Source organism: Cytobacillus pseudoceanisediminis (assembly GCF_023516215.1).
GTDB classification, from domain to species: domain Bacteria; phylum Bacillota; class Bacilli; order Bacillales; family Cytobacillaceae; genus Cytobacillus; species Cytobacillus pseudoceanisediminis.
In genome coordinates, this window is record NZ_CP097349.1 from 3,182,921 (window position 1) to 3,198,774 (window position 15,854).

At 45.0% G+C, this 15,854-nt stretch carries 12 protein-coding genes and 2 pseudogenes; 3 read left to right on the top strand and 11 right to left on the bottom strand.

Going from position 1 to position 15,854, the window contains the following annotated elements; translation table 11 throughout:
* Positions 1-16: 16 nt before the first annotated feature.
* Positions 17-409, bottom strand: coding sequence for a DUF3139 domain-containing protein (locus tag M5V91_RS17055; RefSeq protein WP_217025808.1), 393 nt, complete (start codon positions 407-409; stop codon positions 17-19).
* Between the two features lie 137 nt (positions 410-546).
* On the opposite strand from M5V91_RS17055, the gene M5V91_RS17060 reads away from it, so the two are divergent.
* Positions 547-2,241 carry a hypothetical protein gene (locus M5V91_RS17060; protein ID WP_251174018.1) on the top strand — a complete coding sequence of 565 codons (1,695 nt, stop codon included), beginning with the start codon at positions 547-549 and terminating at the stop codon, positions 2,239-2,241.
* Positions 2,242-2,282: 41 nt separating this feature from the next.
* Here M5V91_RS17060 and M5V91_RS17065 read toward each other — a convergent pair whose 3' ends face one another.
* The 5 genes and pseudogenes from M5V91_RS17065 to M5V91_RS17085 form a co-directional block, all read right to left on the bottom strand.
* Positions 2,283-3,128 (bottom strand): STAS domain-containing protein, encoded by an 846-nt coding sequence (locus M5V91_RS17065; protein ID WP_019382638.1) that lies wholly within the window; start codon positions 3,126-3,128, stop codon positions 2,283-2,285.
* A 78-nt stretch (positions 3,129-3,206) separates the two neighbouring features.
* The gene (locus tag M5V91_RS17070; protein WP_019382639.1) at positions 3,207-4,514 is read right to left on the bottom strand and encodes an MFS transporter; all 1,308 of its coding nucleotides are present in this window, start codon (positions 4,512-4,514) and stop codon (positions 3,207-3,209) included.
* A 296-nt stretch (positions 4,515-4,810) separates the two neighbouring features.
* Positions 4,811-6,034, bottom strand: coding sequence for a C4-dicarboxylate transporter DctP (dctP, locus tag M5V91_RS17075; RefSeq protein WP_232292531.1), 1,224 nt, complete (start codon positions 6,032-6,034; stop codon positions 4,811-4,813).
* A gap of 189 nt (positions 6,035-6,223) precedes the next feature.
* A complete protein-coding gene (locus M5V91_RS17080; protein ID WP_009335064.1) occupies positions 6,224-6,910 on the bottom strand; it encodes a response regulator in 687 nt (228 codons plus the stop codon).
* Positions 6,900-8,491, bottom strand: a pseudogene (locus M5V91_RS17085) (ATP-binding protein). The gene M5V91_RS17080 and the pseudogene M5V91_RS17085 overlap by 11 nt, the downstream one beginning before the upstream one ends.
* 89 nt (positions 8,492-8,580) lie before the next feature.
* Here M5V91_RS17085 and M5V91_RS17090 point away from each other — a divergent pair.
* Complete coding sequence (locus M5V91_RS17090) at positions 8,581-9,636, top strand: TRAP transporter substrate-binding protein (RefSeq protein ID WP_251174019.1); 1,056 nt, start codon at positions 8,581-8,583, stop codon at positions 9,634-9,636.
* A 51-nt stretch (positions 9,637-9,687) separates the two neighbouring features.
* Here the strand turns inward: M5V91_RS17090 and M5V91_RS17095 are convergent, their stop codons facing one another.
* The 3 genes from M5V91_RS17095 to M5V91_RS17105 all read right to left on the bottom strand — a co-directional run bounded on the left by M5V91_RS17095 (position 9,688) and on the right by M5V91_RS17105 (position 13,297).
* Positions 9,688-10,881 carry a class I SAM-dependent rRNA methyltransferase gene (locus M5V91_RS17095; RefSeq protein WP_251174020.1) on the bottom strand — a complete coding sequence of 398 codons (1,194 nt, stop codon included), beginning with the start codon at positions 10,879-10,881 and terminating at the stop codon, positions 9,688-9,690.
* A 106-nt stretch (positions 10,882-10,987) separates the two neighbouring features.
* A complete protein-coding gene (gene scpC, locus M5V91_RS17100) occupies positions 10,988-12,520 on the bottom strand; it encodes a succinyl-CoA:acetate CoA-transferase ScpC (protein WP_251174021.1) in 1,533 nt (510 codons plus the stop codon).
* 132 nt (positions 12,521-12,652) lie between these two features.
* A complete protein-coding gene (locus M5V91_RS17105; protein ID WP_019382644.1) occupies positions 12,653-13,297 on the bottom strand; it encodes a LytTR family DNA-binding domain-containing protein in 645 nt (214 codons plus the stop codon).
* A 139-nt stretch (positions 13,298-13,436) separates the two neighbouring features.
* On the opposite strand from M5V91_RS17105, the gene cbpA reads away from it, so the two are divergent.
* Complete coding sequence (cbpA, locus tag M5V91_RS17110) at positions 13,437-14,081, top strand: cyclic di-AMP binding protein CbpA (RefSeq protein ID WP_009335070.1); 645 nt, start codon at positions 13,437-13,439, stop codon at positions 14,079-14,081.
* Positions 14,082-14,117: 36 nt separating this feature from the next.
* Here cbpA and M5V91_RS17115 read toward each other — a convergent pair whose 3' ends face one another.
* Complete coding sequence (locus M5V91_RS17115) at positions 14,118-14,573, bottom strand: hypothetical protein (RefSeq protein WP_009335071.1); 456 nt, start codon at positions 14,571-14,573, stop codon at positions 14,118-14,120.
* 60 nt (positions 14,574-14,633) lie between these two features.
* Positions 14,634-15,841: pseudogene (gene lhgD / locus M5V91_RS17120) on the bottom strand (L-2-hydroxyglutarate dehydrogenase).
* Between the last annotated feature and the right edge of the window lie 13 nt (positions 15,842-15,854).

A 15,854-nucleotide genomic window follows, 5' to 3' on the forward strand; every position in this document is an offset into this window, starting at 1 on the left:
AAGAATCCTTTTTCTTTTAACGGTTATCCAGCATCGATACACAGACTTCTTCACTATGTTCCGTATTCCCCGTTACAAACTCATATGTGGAAGCGTCCTCTTTTTCACAAAACTGAACAACATCCCCAAACCACTTCTTTTTGCCATAGTAATAGATTATGTTCGGTTCATCTTTGAAAATGACATAATAATGGGTATGGTAAAAATCATGATTGATGTCCATCTTAGGTATGCTATAGCTGTGTTCCTGAAAATCACTTTCGTCATAGTCTGTTCCATCCAGATGCTTCTTCACCTCATGGGTTATCCACTTGTTCATGATGGGATTGCCATTATTTAATACATAAAGAAAAAGGACGGGTGAAGCCAGAATTAACAAGCCTGCTATTATCAGCAGTAATTTTTTCATATATTTGTCACTCCCAACCGTTTATATAGTGTAATTTTACACTTCAAGTAACTTGGAGTGGTAGTTTTTTCTATATGAAACTTTTTTGTCTGCCGTCCGTATTAAATAGTAAAGAACTTACTTTAGGAGAGATTCTTATGGGAAATATTTTTATTTTTTCACTGATTGCCGGACTGGCGGTTGCTATCCTGCTGATTCCGTTCAGCTATAAACCGAAGGCAAAGGAAAAGGAAAAGGAAAAGGAAGGCAGGAAACTGGGGACCGGAATTATGGCCGGCACCGCCGCTGTATCTGTGCTGCTTGTTTTTGCCGTGTATTATTTCACCAATCTGGACCGGAACTTGACCAGCTTATGGCTGCTTGCGGTTATCGCTTCATTAATTGGAGCTGTTCTTGCGACAGGCAGGGAACGAATGATAAAAACAGGTGTGTTTGCCGTCAGTCTGATTGCAGGGATTTTCTTTCTGACAGCTTTTCTATTCAACGCAGATGATAAATATGAAAGTGCCAAAATGAATGAAAAAACGGAGATTGAGACGTTTGATGAAAAAGAAACACCGGCAAGCGTGCCGCCGCAGTTTGCACGCAATAAGATGAAGAAGGCTTTCGGGCAGGTTCCGAATACGAGCTATTATGAGCTTGGCAGCCTGCAGATCCAGAAAGTCAATGGAGAATATGTTTATATAGCGCCTGTAGAGTTTTCGGGCTTTTTCAAATGGTGGAATGGAGATAAAACACCTGGCTATTTTACAATCAGCGCAACTGACTCCTCTGCCAATCCAAAGTTTGTGAAAAGTGATATGGTGTATACACCATCCTCTTATTTTAATAAAAATATTGAGCGCCATATTCGGATGCAGTATCCGCAGGCCATTTTTTACGGAGATGTGCAGCTGGAGGTGGATGACGACGGAAAGCCGTTTTATATCCGTTCATATGGAGAGTTTATTTCGGCGAGAAATGGCTTTGATGTTCAAGGGGTGGTCATGGTTGACCCGCTGAACGGACAGACGGAGTCCTATAAACTTGCGGATGTGCCGGCCTTTGTGGATGGAGCTGTTTCCCCTGAAACTGTCAGTCTGCAGAACAGCTATTTCGGGAATTATGTCCACGGCTTCTGGAACAGCAAATTCGGAAAGTCAGATGTTAGGCTTCCATCGGATGAAGGAACAGAAGCCAATGTGAGTCCGATTTTTGATGAAAATGGCGACATGTATTACTTCACAGATTTTACAAGTCCCAAAGAAGGCGTCGATTCGATGCTTGGCTATTCTCTGACAAATTCAAGGACGGGCGAAGCGACCTTCTTTACAGGTAATCTTGAGGAATCTTATATGGATTCGCAGGGTGCCCTCCAGATTATCGAGAAGAAATTCATCGAGAAAAAATGGAGCGGTGAAATGCCTGTTCTGTATAACTTCTACGGGGAAGCGAGCTGGCTGACGCCTGTGCTTGATGCCAACGGATTCCTGCAGAACTACTTTATTGTATCAGCTGCCAATCCGGAAATATCTGCTTACGGGACAACGCCAAATGAAGCATTGCGTTTATATAAAACCGCATTGCAGCGAGGCGGAGGCACGGTAGACGGAAGCTCAAAAGCAGAGGAGAAACAGGTGAGCGGCACTGTACTGCGGGTGTACAATGAGAAATCCGGCGAATTCACCGTCGTATCATTCCTCCTGGATAACCGCCAGAGCTATGTGGTTTCATCTGAAACCGTGCCGATGGCCATTTATCTGAAGGAAGGCGATCAGGTGGACGTGAACTATCTGGATACAGGTGAGGCATTCCTGCCTGTGAAGGAAATGACCATTAAAGGATTGGAATAGACGCAAAAACACGATGAAGGCATCCTTCATCGTGTTTTTTATTACCCTGCTATTATGTTTGCTGATTTAATGGCACTGGATAGTGTGGATTTGATGCTGACATGATCAAATGTCAAACCGAGCTGTACTGCAGTCTGGGCAATTTCCGGTCTTAAGCCGGAGATTGTCGTCTTTACGCCGATCAGGCTTAGCGCTTCTATCAGCTGGAAAAGCTGATGGGCTACCATAGTATCAATCATGACTACGCCTGAAAGGTCAAGGAACAGCTGGCTGACACCTATTTTATTGCACTGCTGAAGTGTATTTTCAAGCATGATTTTCGCTCGTGCTGTATCAATATCCCCGACAAGAGGAAGAAGTGCGATATCTTCTGTCAGGGAAATGACCGGGGAACTTAGTTCAAGGATTAAAGCCTGCTGTGCCTGCAGCCTCTTCTGGGAATGGTTATTATACTCCTCCGTGAACCAGGTAACCACCTCACCGATGGTTCTAATGATCATCCTGCGCCATAAGGCAATTTGTTTTTCATCATATTGACCCTGGCTGATTTCAACAAACTGCTCAAGCAGGTTCAAATACTGTTCCTGGGTGTTAAAGAACTCCTGCAGGATCATCTCCAGAGGCGTACGGAGGTGTTCATCATCCTGCGCCACTTTGACAATCCAGCTTTCCAGCTCACGAAAGAAAGCTTCTTCTTCTTTATGGAAGACTTCGGAGAACTGCTTGTGGAATTCGTAATTTTGCTTCTTTACTCGTTCAATCACAGCGGGATCTTCTGATGTATATATCCCGCCGCTCTCTTCTTTGTCCACATTTTTATACCATTCTTCTGTTAAGTCCCAGGTTTTTTCAAGGAAAAATTGATATAGATCATGATTACGATGCATGCCTGTCTCCCCTAACCGAACTGTTATTTCAATATTAATATTTTAACCGATGAGAAATAAAGTGTCGATTTTAAGCTCCTAACGATTTTCCGCTAATTCCCTGCTGTTCGCATACTGATAGTCTGCTCCTGGTCTCGGAAGCATTATGCTTAAGGCGGATGCCAGAACAAGAAGAATGATGGATGCAATGAAAGAACTGTCATAGCTCCCTGTCAGATCAAATATGACACCAGGGACGAAGGAACCAAGAGCAGAACCCAGCTGATGGCTCAAATAAATCCAGCCAATCACCGCTCCGGCGGACAGATGCCTGAAATATTCCGCAGCCAGTTTCATGGTCGGTGCGACAGTGGCAAAATTGACAATCCCAAAGCTGATGGCAAACAGAATCAACAAATGGGATTGAGTGACGAAAAAGCCAAACAGGGAAGCATCATTTACGATGATGAGCAGAAGAACAATGGTCAGGGCCCGTACTCCGTAGAGAAAGGCAAGGATCCTTCTGCAATTCCACCTATCTGCAAGAAACCCGGATACGACTGTGCCGAGAATGTTGAAGCCGGCCAGCAGACTGACAGCGGCTCCGGTAACGCCAGGCGTAAATCCGCAATACTGGGCAAAGGGAATAAGATGGGTATCCATCAGGCCTGTAGTGGTGACGCCGCACACGAAAAACGGGAGCATGAGAAACAGGAATTCTTTTCGCTTTAAGAGCTGGAATATAGATAGCGTTCCTTTTGGTGCTTCCTTTTGCCTTCCCTTCTCATTATCACTCACCCTCGCTCCATAAGCCTCGATATGGAGATCAGCCGGGTTCGAACGGATAAAGAGCAGAAGAAGCGGAAAAATGAATACAATCAAAAAGCAGCCGAGCACGAGCACAGTTGTCTTCCACCCGAGCTGGTCAATTAGGAATAAGGACAGCGGGACAAGAATAAGCTGTCCTGCTGCAGTGCCTGCAGACATCAGTCCCATGGCCATACCCTTTTTATCGGCAAACCAGGTCGCCACCGCCATCGTTCCCGCAACATTGGATGCACCTCCAAAACCAACCGAGGCGATTACACCATAGATGATAATCAGCTGGACGGCATTAGTGGTGAAAAAGGTGAGAAGTGTTGAAAAACCGATCACCAAAATGCTGCAGGATAGAATATAGCGGATGCCATATTTGTCAATCAGCCTGCCAACATACGGCTGTGAAATGGCAAAAACAATATAGCTGACGAAGGCAATGAAGGATATGACACTGCGATTCGCAGAAAACTCATGCTCCCATGGCGCCATGAACGCCCCGAACGACAAACGTACACCCTGTGCAGCCAGCAACGCCAAGAACGTCAATATTAAAATAATCCACGCATAATGAACCTTAAGGCGCTTCACGATGTGAACCTTCTTTCGGGTGACAGGCACCTATACCAGTTAGCTTAAGTGGTATAGGCGCCTATCACTTTTTTAAGAATAATCATATCATATAATTTTTATAACTTTCTAAATTTTGTCTGTTTTTCGCGGTAATTCAACAATTTACTTTTCAATCAAACGTTTGATTGAAAAGGCAGACAACCCTTCTTATACTTGATTTTTTCCCGGGAAATAGGTGCAGGAAATGTCGTCAGCTTAGGAATGTTTTCGACAATGAATAAAGCCATTTCCTTGTTGGAAATGGCCTTTACCTTTTATACTGCCTGTTTTTGCTGTTCCTGCTTCATTAATTTCATTTCACTAATGGCTTTTTTAGCCTTATTTTCATCAAATTCATTTTCGCTCTTTGCTACAACCATCGTTGCGATTCCGTTTCCGATCAGGTTCACTATTGCTCTTCCTTCACTCATGAAGCGATCTACACCAAGAAGAAGCGCCAATCCTTCAAGAGGAATAACCTGCAGGGCGGCAAGCGTCGATGCCAATACAATAAATCCGCTGCCAGTTACTCCCGCGGCACCTTTTGAAGTCAGCATGAGTACTAATAGAATGGTAACCTGCTGGCCGATTGTCAGATCCACTCCGAACACTTGTGCAAGGAAGACAACTGCCATGGACAGGTAAATGGATGTACCGTCCAGGTTAAAGGAGTACCCTGTTGGAATGACCAGACCCACAACCGATTTGGAGCAGCCGATGCGCTCCATTTTATCCATCATTCTCGGAAGCACTGATTCTGATGAACTTGTGCCTAATACGATTAAAATTTCATCTTTGATGAACTTCAAATAATTCCATAAGCTGAATCCGTACATTTTGCAGATAATATTTAAAACAACAAAGATAAATAAGAACATCGTCACGTACACAGAAATCATCAGTTTGCCAAGCGGAACAAGTGATGCCAGTCCGAAATGCCCGATTGTATAGGCCATGGCTCCAAATGCTCCAAGCGGGGCTGCCTTCATTACATAGCCGATGATTTTAAAGAAGACCAATGATAGCTTATCCAAAAATTCAATGACGATTTTGCCCTTTTCACCAAGAGCAGCCAAACCGACACCAAATAAAATAGAGAAGAATAAAACCTGCAGGATATCCCCTTTTGCAAAGGCATCCACCATGTTGGAAGGAACAATATGTGTTACAAACTCAATCCAATTGATGCCCTCTCCGCCATTGGCTGTATACTGTGAAACATCTCCTTTTTCCAATTCATTAAAGTTCAGGCCTGCACCTGGTTTAATGACATTAACGACGATCAGACCGATCATTAAAGCAAGTGTAGTAACAACCTCAAAATAGATAAACGCTTTGCCGCCAACCTTGCCGACTTTTTTCATATCACCCATTTTGGCGATTCCAAGGACGATAGTCAGGAAAATAATCGGGGCGATGACCATTTTAACTGCGTTGATGAAGGTATCGCCTACCGGCTTCATCTCTTTTCCGACTTCCGGCCAAATCAGTCCGACCATAACACCGATAAAAATAGCCGTTAACACCTGAAAGGTTAAATTTTTATAAATCCGCTGCTTCTTCACTTTGATCTCATCTCCTTTTTTCTAACTATTCATTCTATTAGGAATGATAGCGTTTTCAGATAAAAGCGAGAAGTTTATGGTCATAACGGATGTTTTGTTCATTTTGGTCTCGAAATATAATAACTAAACTATGACATACCGATTGACAGGCCTGCCCACTCCTCCGTACTGCACATCCAGCCGGATTGCTCCGCTTTTTTCAAGGTAATCAAGATAGCGGCGGGCGGTTACTCTGGCAATGCCGATGCCGTTGGCAACTTCTTCGGCAGAGCGGGGTTCGGTCTGCTGCTGCATAAATGCAGTAATTTCATTTAAGGTGAATTCATTCAGCCCTTTTGGCAGACTGTTTGCTTCTTTCTTCGCCTGCTTTGCATAAATCAGGGCATCCAGCTGCTCCTGTGACAGTGTGCCTGATTCCTTCAGGCTCTCTCTGTAATGGCGGTATTTTTCAAGAGCCTGCTGAATTCTGTTCAGCTTAAAAGGTTTAATGATATAATCTCTTGCGCCATTTTGAAGCATCAGCTTGATGGTTTCCTTATCCTTTGCAGCGGAAACGACGATGACATCAGAATCGAGGTGCTGCTTTCTAAATTCCTGAAGGGTTTGAATGCCATCTTTTTTCGGCATAAAAATATCCAAAATAACCAGGTCAGGCTTCAGTTTTTTCGCAAGGCTGATTCCTTCCTCACCATTTCCGGCTGCCGCAATGATCGTGAATCCTTCCACACTTGCAATGAATTCTCTATTCACTTCCTGGACCATTGGGTCATCTTCAATCAGCAGCACATTGATTTCTTCTTTAACCGCCATATGCCTCTCCCTCCGCTTCCATTGGAAAAGTGATCGTAAAGGAAGCTCCTTCATCCCGGCCTGTTGAAACCTCGATCGCTCCTCCGCCTTTTTCTGTAATTTGTTTGACAAGGTAAAGCCCATAGCCTGTCCCGCCTGATTTATTGGCAGTAAATCCTTTTTCATATAGCTTCGGCAAAATCGCTTCCTCTATCCCGCTGCCGTTATCTTCCACCAGCACCGCACAAATCTCATCAGTCTGCTCAATACTGATATCTATTTTTCGATCTTCACGTTCACTATGCTCAAAAGCCCCAAACGCATTTTCAATCAGATTGCCCAGCAGCAAAACAAAGTCATGGTGGTCCAGGCGGCTTGGAAACTCCTCCAGATTGCTGTTTGGGTCGATGACCACTGTGATGCCCAATTCCTTTCCGCGCCGCACTTTGCTTAATAATAGGCCTGCAATGGCATCGTTCCTGATTTTATCGCTGAGGAAATTCGAGAGGTTTTCCTGCTCTTCAGACGCATCGAACGTCAGCTTTAAAGCTTTGTCTGCTTTCCCGAGCTGAATCAATCCGGCAATGGTGTGAAGCTTGTTCATATGTTCATGGTTCTGCACTCTCAGCGCCTCAACAAAGCTTTTTACACCGGTCAGCTCTTCGGCTAGCTTCGTGACTTCCGTGCGGTCCTGGAAAATAGCTACCGCTCCGATCATTTCGCTGTCTTTCCGGATGGGAATTCTGGTGCTTAAGATGACCTTGCCGCTTACAATGATTTGTTCATTATAAACTGCACGGCTGCGCTCCACTATTTCAGGGAGCCTGGTGTCTTTTAAAACAGATCTGATTTTTTTGCCGGCGACATCGCCAGTTACGTTAAAAATTTTCTTTGCCTTTTCATTGAAAATCGTAATGTTTTCCTGGTTATCGATCGCGATTACGCCTTCATTGATCGAATGAAAGGTGGCTGTCCTTTCCTCCAGCATCCGTTTGATTTCATGGGGCTCCAGCTGGAACATCTGCTTTTTAATATGATTGGCAAGCATCAAAGAACCGATCAGTCCAAATATGAGCGTCAGCAGGACAATAATGCTGATTTCGCCGGCCAGATCAGCGATAATTTCCGTAATCGAAGGGATCTTATTGCCGACAACGACCACACCGATTTGATTGAGGCTTTCATCTTTAATCGGGATGAATGCGCGGATAAAGGTACCGACGTCTCCCTCTGCCTTGGAAAAATAAATATGTTCGGCAAAAGCCGGTTTCTCATCCTCACCTGCAGATGGCTGGCCGATCAGTTCCCTGACCGGATGGGAATAGCGGATACGCTCCATATTCATGATTACGATATAGTCTGTTTCATTAATGATCCGGATTTCCTCTGTGACTTTATTAACCGTCTTCCAGCCCTGCGGCTGGAGGATTCCTTTTTTACATCTGACAGCTCTGCCACCGTTCTGGCTGTATTCATCGAGCGTATCCTCAGCTCTTTTTCTTCCTGCTCCTGGATGTTTGCAATAACCACCATTCCGCCAATCAATAAAGAAAAAATAACGACTGCATAAGACAGGATGGTAATCTTCCAGCGGATGGGCATCTGATTCACAAGGGACCCTCCCTTCTGTCTTTACGGATAGAATTCTTGTAAGTATGATAACATTAATAGTTTTAAAAAGGAGGATTCAAATGAAAAGCGCCACAGGCTATATTCTCCTTGCCGGTATGGTTTTGCTGCTGGCTGCCTTCTTTGGCTATCAAAGCTTTTTTCCAAGGGATGCGGTTCCCTACGATGATGACCAGGAAGGGCTCAAGGATCAAATTGTCTTCAAGTTCAGCCATGTGGTGGCTGAAAATACCCCGAAGGGCCTTGCAGCCCAAAAGTTTGCAGAGCTTGTCGCCGAAAAGTCGAATGGCCATATTAAAATAGAAGTGTTTCCAAACGGCAGTCTCTATTCCGATATTGAAGAAATTAATGCTCTTAAAGAAGGACAGGTTCACTTTATTGCCCCCTCCACATCCAAGCTTGGCATGCTTTCACCGCAATGGGGAGTGCTGGATCTGCCTTTTGCGTTCCCTTCGCGTGAAGCTGCTTTGAAAGGCCTGAACGGGAAAATCGGCGAGCAGCTGCTGAGATCCCTGCAGGGGGACGGCATTAAAGGGCTCGCCCACTGGCCAAATGGATTTAAGCAGATCACTTCAAATCAGGGTCCCATCCAAAAACCAGGGGATCTGAAAGGGCAATCCTTCCGGATTATGCAAAGTGATGTGATATCTGCCCAATTCAGCCGCCTGAAGGCAAAGGCAGTTCAGGATTCATTCAATTCCACTTATAAACTCCTGGAAGAAGGCGATGTGGATGGTGAAGAAAACACCATTTCCAACATCTACTCAAAGAAATTTTATAACCTGCAAAAGCATATGACAATCAGCAATCATGGCTATCTTGGATATGCAGTGATGATGAGCGAGAAGGTCTGGAATGAGCAGACAGAGGAAACAAAGAAGATTCTGCTCGAGGCAATGGAAGAAACAACCGCCTGGAACAGCCGGATGGCTTTTGAAATGAACGAAGAACTGCTTGAAAAAATCAGGCAGAATTCCTCCATTCAAATTCATGAGCTTACATCTGAAGAAAAACAGAAATGGCAGTCTAAGCTGGATCCTGTCTATGAAGACTTTTCACAGGAAATCGGGAAGAAACTTGTAGAAGAGATGAAGGAACTGCGGGCTAAATATCAATAAAAGGTGACAGGCACCTATACCAATTGGTATAGGTGCCTGTCATTCTTTTATTTACAGCTTCTGTATGAATGCTACTTTAAGATAGTCTCCTTCTTTGAATTCCTTAATGGTGCGGAAGTCTTCAGGAAGGGTGAATTCCTCAAGGATTTTGTAGCGGTCCCCTGTTTGTGCGAATGCTTTTTTGATAAAGTCTTTGAATTTTTTCATGTTGAATGTGCTGCAGTTTGATGATGCCACAATGATTCCATTCTTTTCTGTGATTTGAATGGCCTGTGCGAGCAGTTCCGGGTAATCTTTTCTGGCGCTGAATGTATGCTTTTTGGAACGGGCAAAGCTTGGAGGGTCAAGGATGACCATATCAAATTTCAGCTGCTTCCGAACGGCGTATTTGAAGTAGTTGAACACATCTTCCACAATAATATCCTGTGCCTCAAAATCAATGCCATTGACGCTGAACATTTCGATGGTTTTGCTTTTGCTGCGGTTGGCAAGGTCGACACTGGTTGTTTTCACTGCTCCCCCTAATGCGGCTGCCGCTGAAAAAGCGCCCGTATAAGAGAACGTGTTCAGTACCGTTTTTCCTTTAGCATACTTATCCCTGATTGTCTTCCGGACATGCCTCTGATCAAGAAATACACCTACCATGGCGCCATCATTGAGATAAATGGGAAAGCTGATTCCATTCTCCTTCACCATCAGCGGAAAAGATGCCCGTTCCCCTGCTGCGAAATCATCATCCTCTATATAGGTGCCTTTTACAGCAAACCGTTTCTTTTCATACAGGCCTTTGACATCAGCACTGTTCATCAATGCCTGAATTACTGTATTTCTGAAGCTGTAAACCCCTTCACTGTACCAGCTGATCACGTAAAAGCCATCGTAATAATCAATCGTGATGCCTCCGATTCCATCTCCTTCTCCATTGAAAACCCGAAAAGCGGTTGTTTCTGGGTCATGGAATAGAGCTTCCCGCTTTTTTAAAGCTTCTTTAAATTTATTTGCAAAAAACGCTTCGTCGAAGGTTTCCTGAGGATTACGCGAGAGAATCCAGCCTCTGCCTTTATTCTGCTTTCCATAATACCCTTTGCCGATAAACCGCCCGCTCTCATCAGTCAGTTCAATGACCGCACCCTCTTCAATCCCCTTAGGAATCCGCTGCACCGATTCCTCCGTTACCAGGGGATAGCCATCCTTAAACTCATTCTTATATTTAAAAGCTGCAATTAATTTGATAGCTTTACTCATATTTCCACCCAATCATTTTGTTAGTATAGCTATCATTGTAACATTAAAAGTGCCAGGCACCTATACCAGCTGAATGAAGCGGTATGGGTGCCTGGCACTGCCTGCTTTAGCAGAAGCTCCACTGAGGAGCAGCTGCTGCTGTTTCTTTTAGCATGGTTCCATTCCTGGTGAAGTCTGTGTGCCAGGAAAGGGCTTTTTCCAGTACGTGCGGAGTCTGTCCCCCTCTTGTGAGGGCTTCCCGGTAATATTCGCGAAGCTGGTCGCGGTACAGAGGGTGTGCGCAATTCTCGATGATCAGTTCGACGCGCTGCCTTGGAGCCAGCCCTCGCAGGTCTGCATAGCCTTGTTCTGTCACAATGACATCGACATCATGCTCAGTGTGGTCGACATGGGAAACGAATGGGACGATGCTTGAAATCTTGCCGTCTTTGGCAATTGATTTTGTCACGAAGATCGCAAGGCGCGCATTTCTGGCAAAATCACCGGATCCGCCGATGCCGTTCATCATTTTCGTTCCAAGCACATGGGTGGAGTTCACATTTCCATAGATATCAAGCTCCAATGCTGTATTGATCGAAATCAAGCCGAGGCGGCGGATGATTTCAGGATGGTTGGATATCTCCTGCGGACGCATGATTAAACGGTCCCTGTATCGGTCAAAGTTCTTGAAAACCTGTTTCATTTTTTCATCTGATAGAGTGATAGAACAGCAGGACGCGAAGTCCACTTTTCCGGCATCCATCAAATCAAATACCGCATCCTGCAGCACTTCTGAATAGACTTCCAGATTCTCAAACTCAGAGTCGAGCATTCCATGAAGCACGGCATTCGCTACGGACCCAATACCCGACTGCAGCGGTGCCAGGCTATTTGCCAGCCTGCCTGCTTCAATTTCCCCGCGGAGAAATCGAAGCAGATGCTGTGCCATGATGGCAGTTTCTTCATCCGGCGGCACGATCGTCGACGGAGAGTCCTGCTGATTCGTGAATACGATACCCCTCACCTTATCCAAATCCACTTTAATTCCCGGAATGCCGATCCGGTCGCCGGCTTTCGTCAGCGGAATCGGATTCCGTTCCCCCTGCCTGCCAGGTTCATATAAATCATGCAGGCCTTCCAGCTGCGTGGATTGGGCAAGATTGATTTCAATGATGATATGTCTGGCATTTTCAGCGAAAGATAACGAGTTTCCTATTGAAGTAGACGGAATGATCAGCCCATCCTCCGCAATAGAAACCGCTTCCAAAATAGCGAAATCAATAGGATCCAAGACCTTCGCGCGCACAAGCTCTGCCGTGTGGGACAAATGCTGATCGATAAATAAGAAATCCCCCTGGTTAATCCCTTTTCTCATGGTCGGATCGGCCTGAAATGGCAGCCTTTTTCCCAAAATTCCTGCTTCCGCAAAAAGCTTATCCACATCAGATCCCAAAGAAGCCCCAGTATACACATTCACTTTAAAACTCTCATGCCTGGCACGGTCAGCCAGCGCGAATGGCACCGCTTTCACATCGCCCGCACGTGTAAAGCCGCTTAGCCCCAGAGTCATACCATCCTGAATCCAGGATGCTGCTTCTTCAGGTGTAACTACCCGGTCATGCAGGCGGCTGTCGCGAATCCGATCTAAATTTTTCTCCATGTTGCTCCTCCCCTTTGCCATGATATATATAATCATTTTACCCGGATAAAGAGGGAGCCAGGACTTTTCCGATAATCTTACGGAAAATTCGGATAAAACAGCAAATTATAAAGCTGAAACAGAAAGAATTTTCTAAAAACCAAGCAATTTCCGGAAATAGCTGGAGTAAGACTGGCTGACAGGCACCCGGTCCCCATTTTTCATGACGAGGAGAAAGGTGGAATGCGTGTCAGGAAAGATTTCCTTGATATGATTGACATTTACAATGTAGGAGCGGTGACAGCGGATAAAACTGTCCTTCGGCAGCGAATACTCAAAATCCTGAAGCGAGTATTTATGGGTGCCTGAATTGCCGCCAGTATGTACATAGGTCTTCTTATCCTTTGCCTCAAGGTAGACAACCTCGGAAAAAGGAATCGGAATCCAGCCATCATTCGTTTTCATTGTCACAACCGATTTGCCGTCCGTCAAAGCCGGAAAAATAGCGGTTACGCAGCCTTCAAGCTTTCCTTCATGCAAAAATGGAACCGCCATGCCGTGGTACGGAACACCGAATACATCGCGATCAATAAACTCCGACACTCTTTGCTGTGTCCCTAAAGCCTTATAGGCGATGGTTCCTTCCTTCACCCTGTCACCCGGCCTGATTTTCAAATCGATGCGCTTGCTCGGCCGGTAATAAATATATTCACTTGTATTGGAAACCGCTATGGAAATCTCATCGGAAAACAGTTCTCCAATCACATCCAGCAGCGACACAACTGTAATGCTTTCCACGTTCTTTTCAGCACCTTTCCTGATGATGGCTTTTTCTTATTTTACAAGTTTTCGCAGGGGGATTCACTTAATTTCTTATCATTGCCAAAAAGGCACCGGCATAGAATAGAGAAGGTTAGGGGTAAAGGAGGATGCTGGAATGCTGATTCGCCATCAGATGGTAGAGAAAAGAGATGTCCGGTTTTGTGATGAAACCTTTAATTTGGAACAGGCGCTGCAGTTTCTAAACGAAACTGGTTACCGCTGTGTCCCTATTCTGGATGCCACACATACAAAGTTTGCCGGCAACATCTATAAGGTTGATATTTTAGAATATAAGGAGAATCATTCTTTGGATGAACCCATTACGGCTCTGGCTAAAGACCAGCAGACCGTAATTGATGAGGATGACTCTTTCATGAAAGCCTTTTTCACGCTGAAGAGATATCCTTATCTGCCGGTTGAAAATGAAAATGGGCAGTTTGTCGGTTTGCTGACACATGCGGCCGTACTGGAACTGCTGGAGGAAGCGTGGGGACTGAACCGCGGAAGCTATACCCTGACTGTGGGAAGCTATGGCACACAGGGAACACTGAAAAAGATAAGCAGCATCATCAGTAAATATAGCGATATACAGGGAGTCATTTCACTGGACTCATCCAACTTCCATGTCAGCCTGATCCGCCGTATCCTTTTTACATTGCCGAAGGATACGACAGAAGAAACCTTGGATAAAATCAAGAAAGAACTGGATGCAAATGGCTTCCGTGTGATCGGGGTCGAGTGTCATAATGGAGAATGCTAACGAGAAAAGCCGTTCCATGATGGAGCGGCTTTTTTCTTATCTGTGGTTCCGATGAAAAAATTCCTGGTATCCATAAATAATCCATGCGTAGGTGGTGAAGAACAGGAAAATATAGATGGGCTTAAATTTGACCAGCTTATATAAGTTAAATTTTTCATACAAATAATTAAGCGGATAGGCGAATAGAAAATCCATGATAGCGTTGACAGCCAGATAACGCTTAAAGTTTCCGAAGGTAAAATGAAAAATCCATAAGGTCCCGATAAAAAACGGGCCCAGTATGAAGGTTAAATCATTGAGCAATTTCTTGAAGTGTCCTCCCTCCACTGTCCACCATTTAAAAGGAATGGCCAGGATGCTCATAATGAACACTAAAATTCCGGCAAAAACCGAGACGGTGGAAAATTTATTGAAGGACTTTTTAGGCAGAAAAAATATGGTCAGCCAAGGAATGACCAAATGAAGCAGCCTGATCACTGTAGTAGCTTTCATGTAAAAATCCCCTTTCTTCCATATTATGGTTCAGGGGATTTTGAATTATTCTCCAATTACTTAAACAGCTGATTCCATCTTAAACATTCCGTCCATCTTCCTGACGATTTCTTTTCCAATTTCAATGGATGCCGTAGCGGCCGGAGATGGTGCATTTAGAACATGAATGGAGCGTTTGCTCGGCACAATGAAAAAGTCATCGACTAATGAGCCATCATCCTTCAAGGCTTGCGCTCTGACACCGGCCGGCCCGGGAACAATGTCATCCTTCTGGATGTCCGGCATGAGCTTCTGGACATTTTTCATGAAGAGCTCCTTGGATGCTGAGCGGATCATTTCTTCCACTCCCTCTTTCATATATTTCTTTGCCAGCTTCCAGAATCCTTTATAAGCCACAACTTCCATAAGGTCTGCCACATTGAGATCCGTCTTTTTATAGCCCTCCCGCTTAAAGCTTAGAACGGCATTTGGGCCAACATCAATGGCTCCGTTAATCATGCGGGTAAAATGGACCCCAAGGAACGGGAAGTTGGGATTTGGCACAGGATAGATCAGATTTTTGACGAGGCTGCTTTTCTCCGGTTTGAGCATGAAATACTCGCCCCTGAATGGCACTATTTTGACATCCGTTTTCAATCCGGCAAGCTTGGCGATCCTGTCTGACTGCAGGCCGCCGCAGTTTACATAGTATGCTCCCCTTACCTCTCCCATGCTGGTCTGGACGATTACTTCCTGAGCCGTTTCGTCAATGGCTAGTACTTTATGATTCAGCAGGATGTCCCCGCCTTTTGCTGTGATGATCTCAGCCATTTTTTCCGAAACCTGCTTATAGTTGACAATGCCAGCCATTGGCACATGAATTGCCTTTTTCCATTCACGTGCGGCTCGATTTCATGGAGCTCGCCATGGTCAATCATCCGGATGCCAAGACCATTGTCTAAACCGCGCTGATATAGATCGTCCAATAGCGGGAGCTCGAAATCTTCGCTCGCGACAATGACTTTTCCGCAGATATCCACTTCAAGACCATGCTCCCGGCAAAATTCCGTCATGGATTCACTGCCTTTTTTGGCAAGCCTGGCTTTATAGCTTCCGGGTTTATAGTATATTCCGGAATGGATGACGCCGCTGTTATGGCCCGTCTGGTGGGCCGCTATATGGCTTTCCTTTTCCAGGATGGCCACTTTTGCTGAAGGAAACCGGCTCAGCAGCTCCATTCCTGTTGACAAGCCAACAATGCCCCCGCCAATAATGATGTAATCATACATGATCCTCCACCCT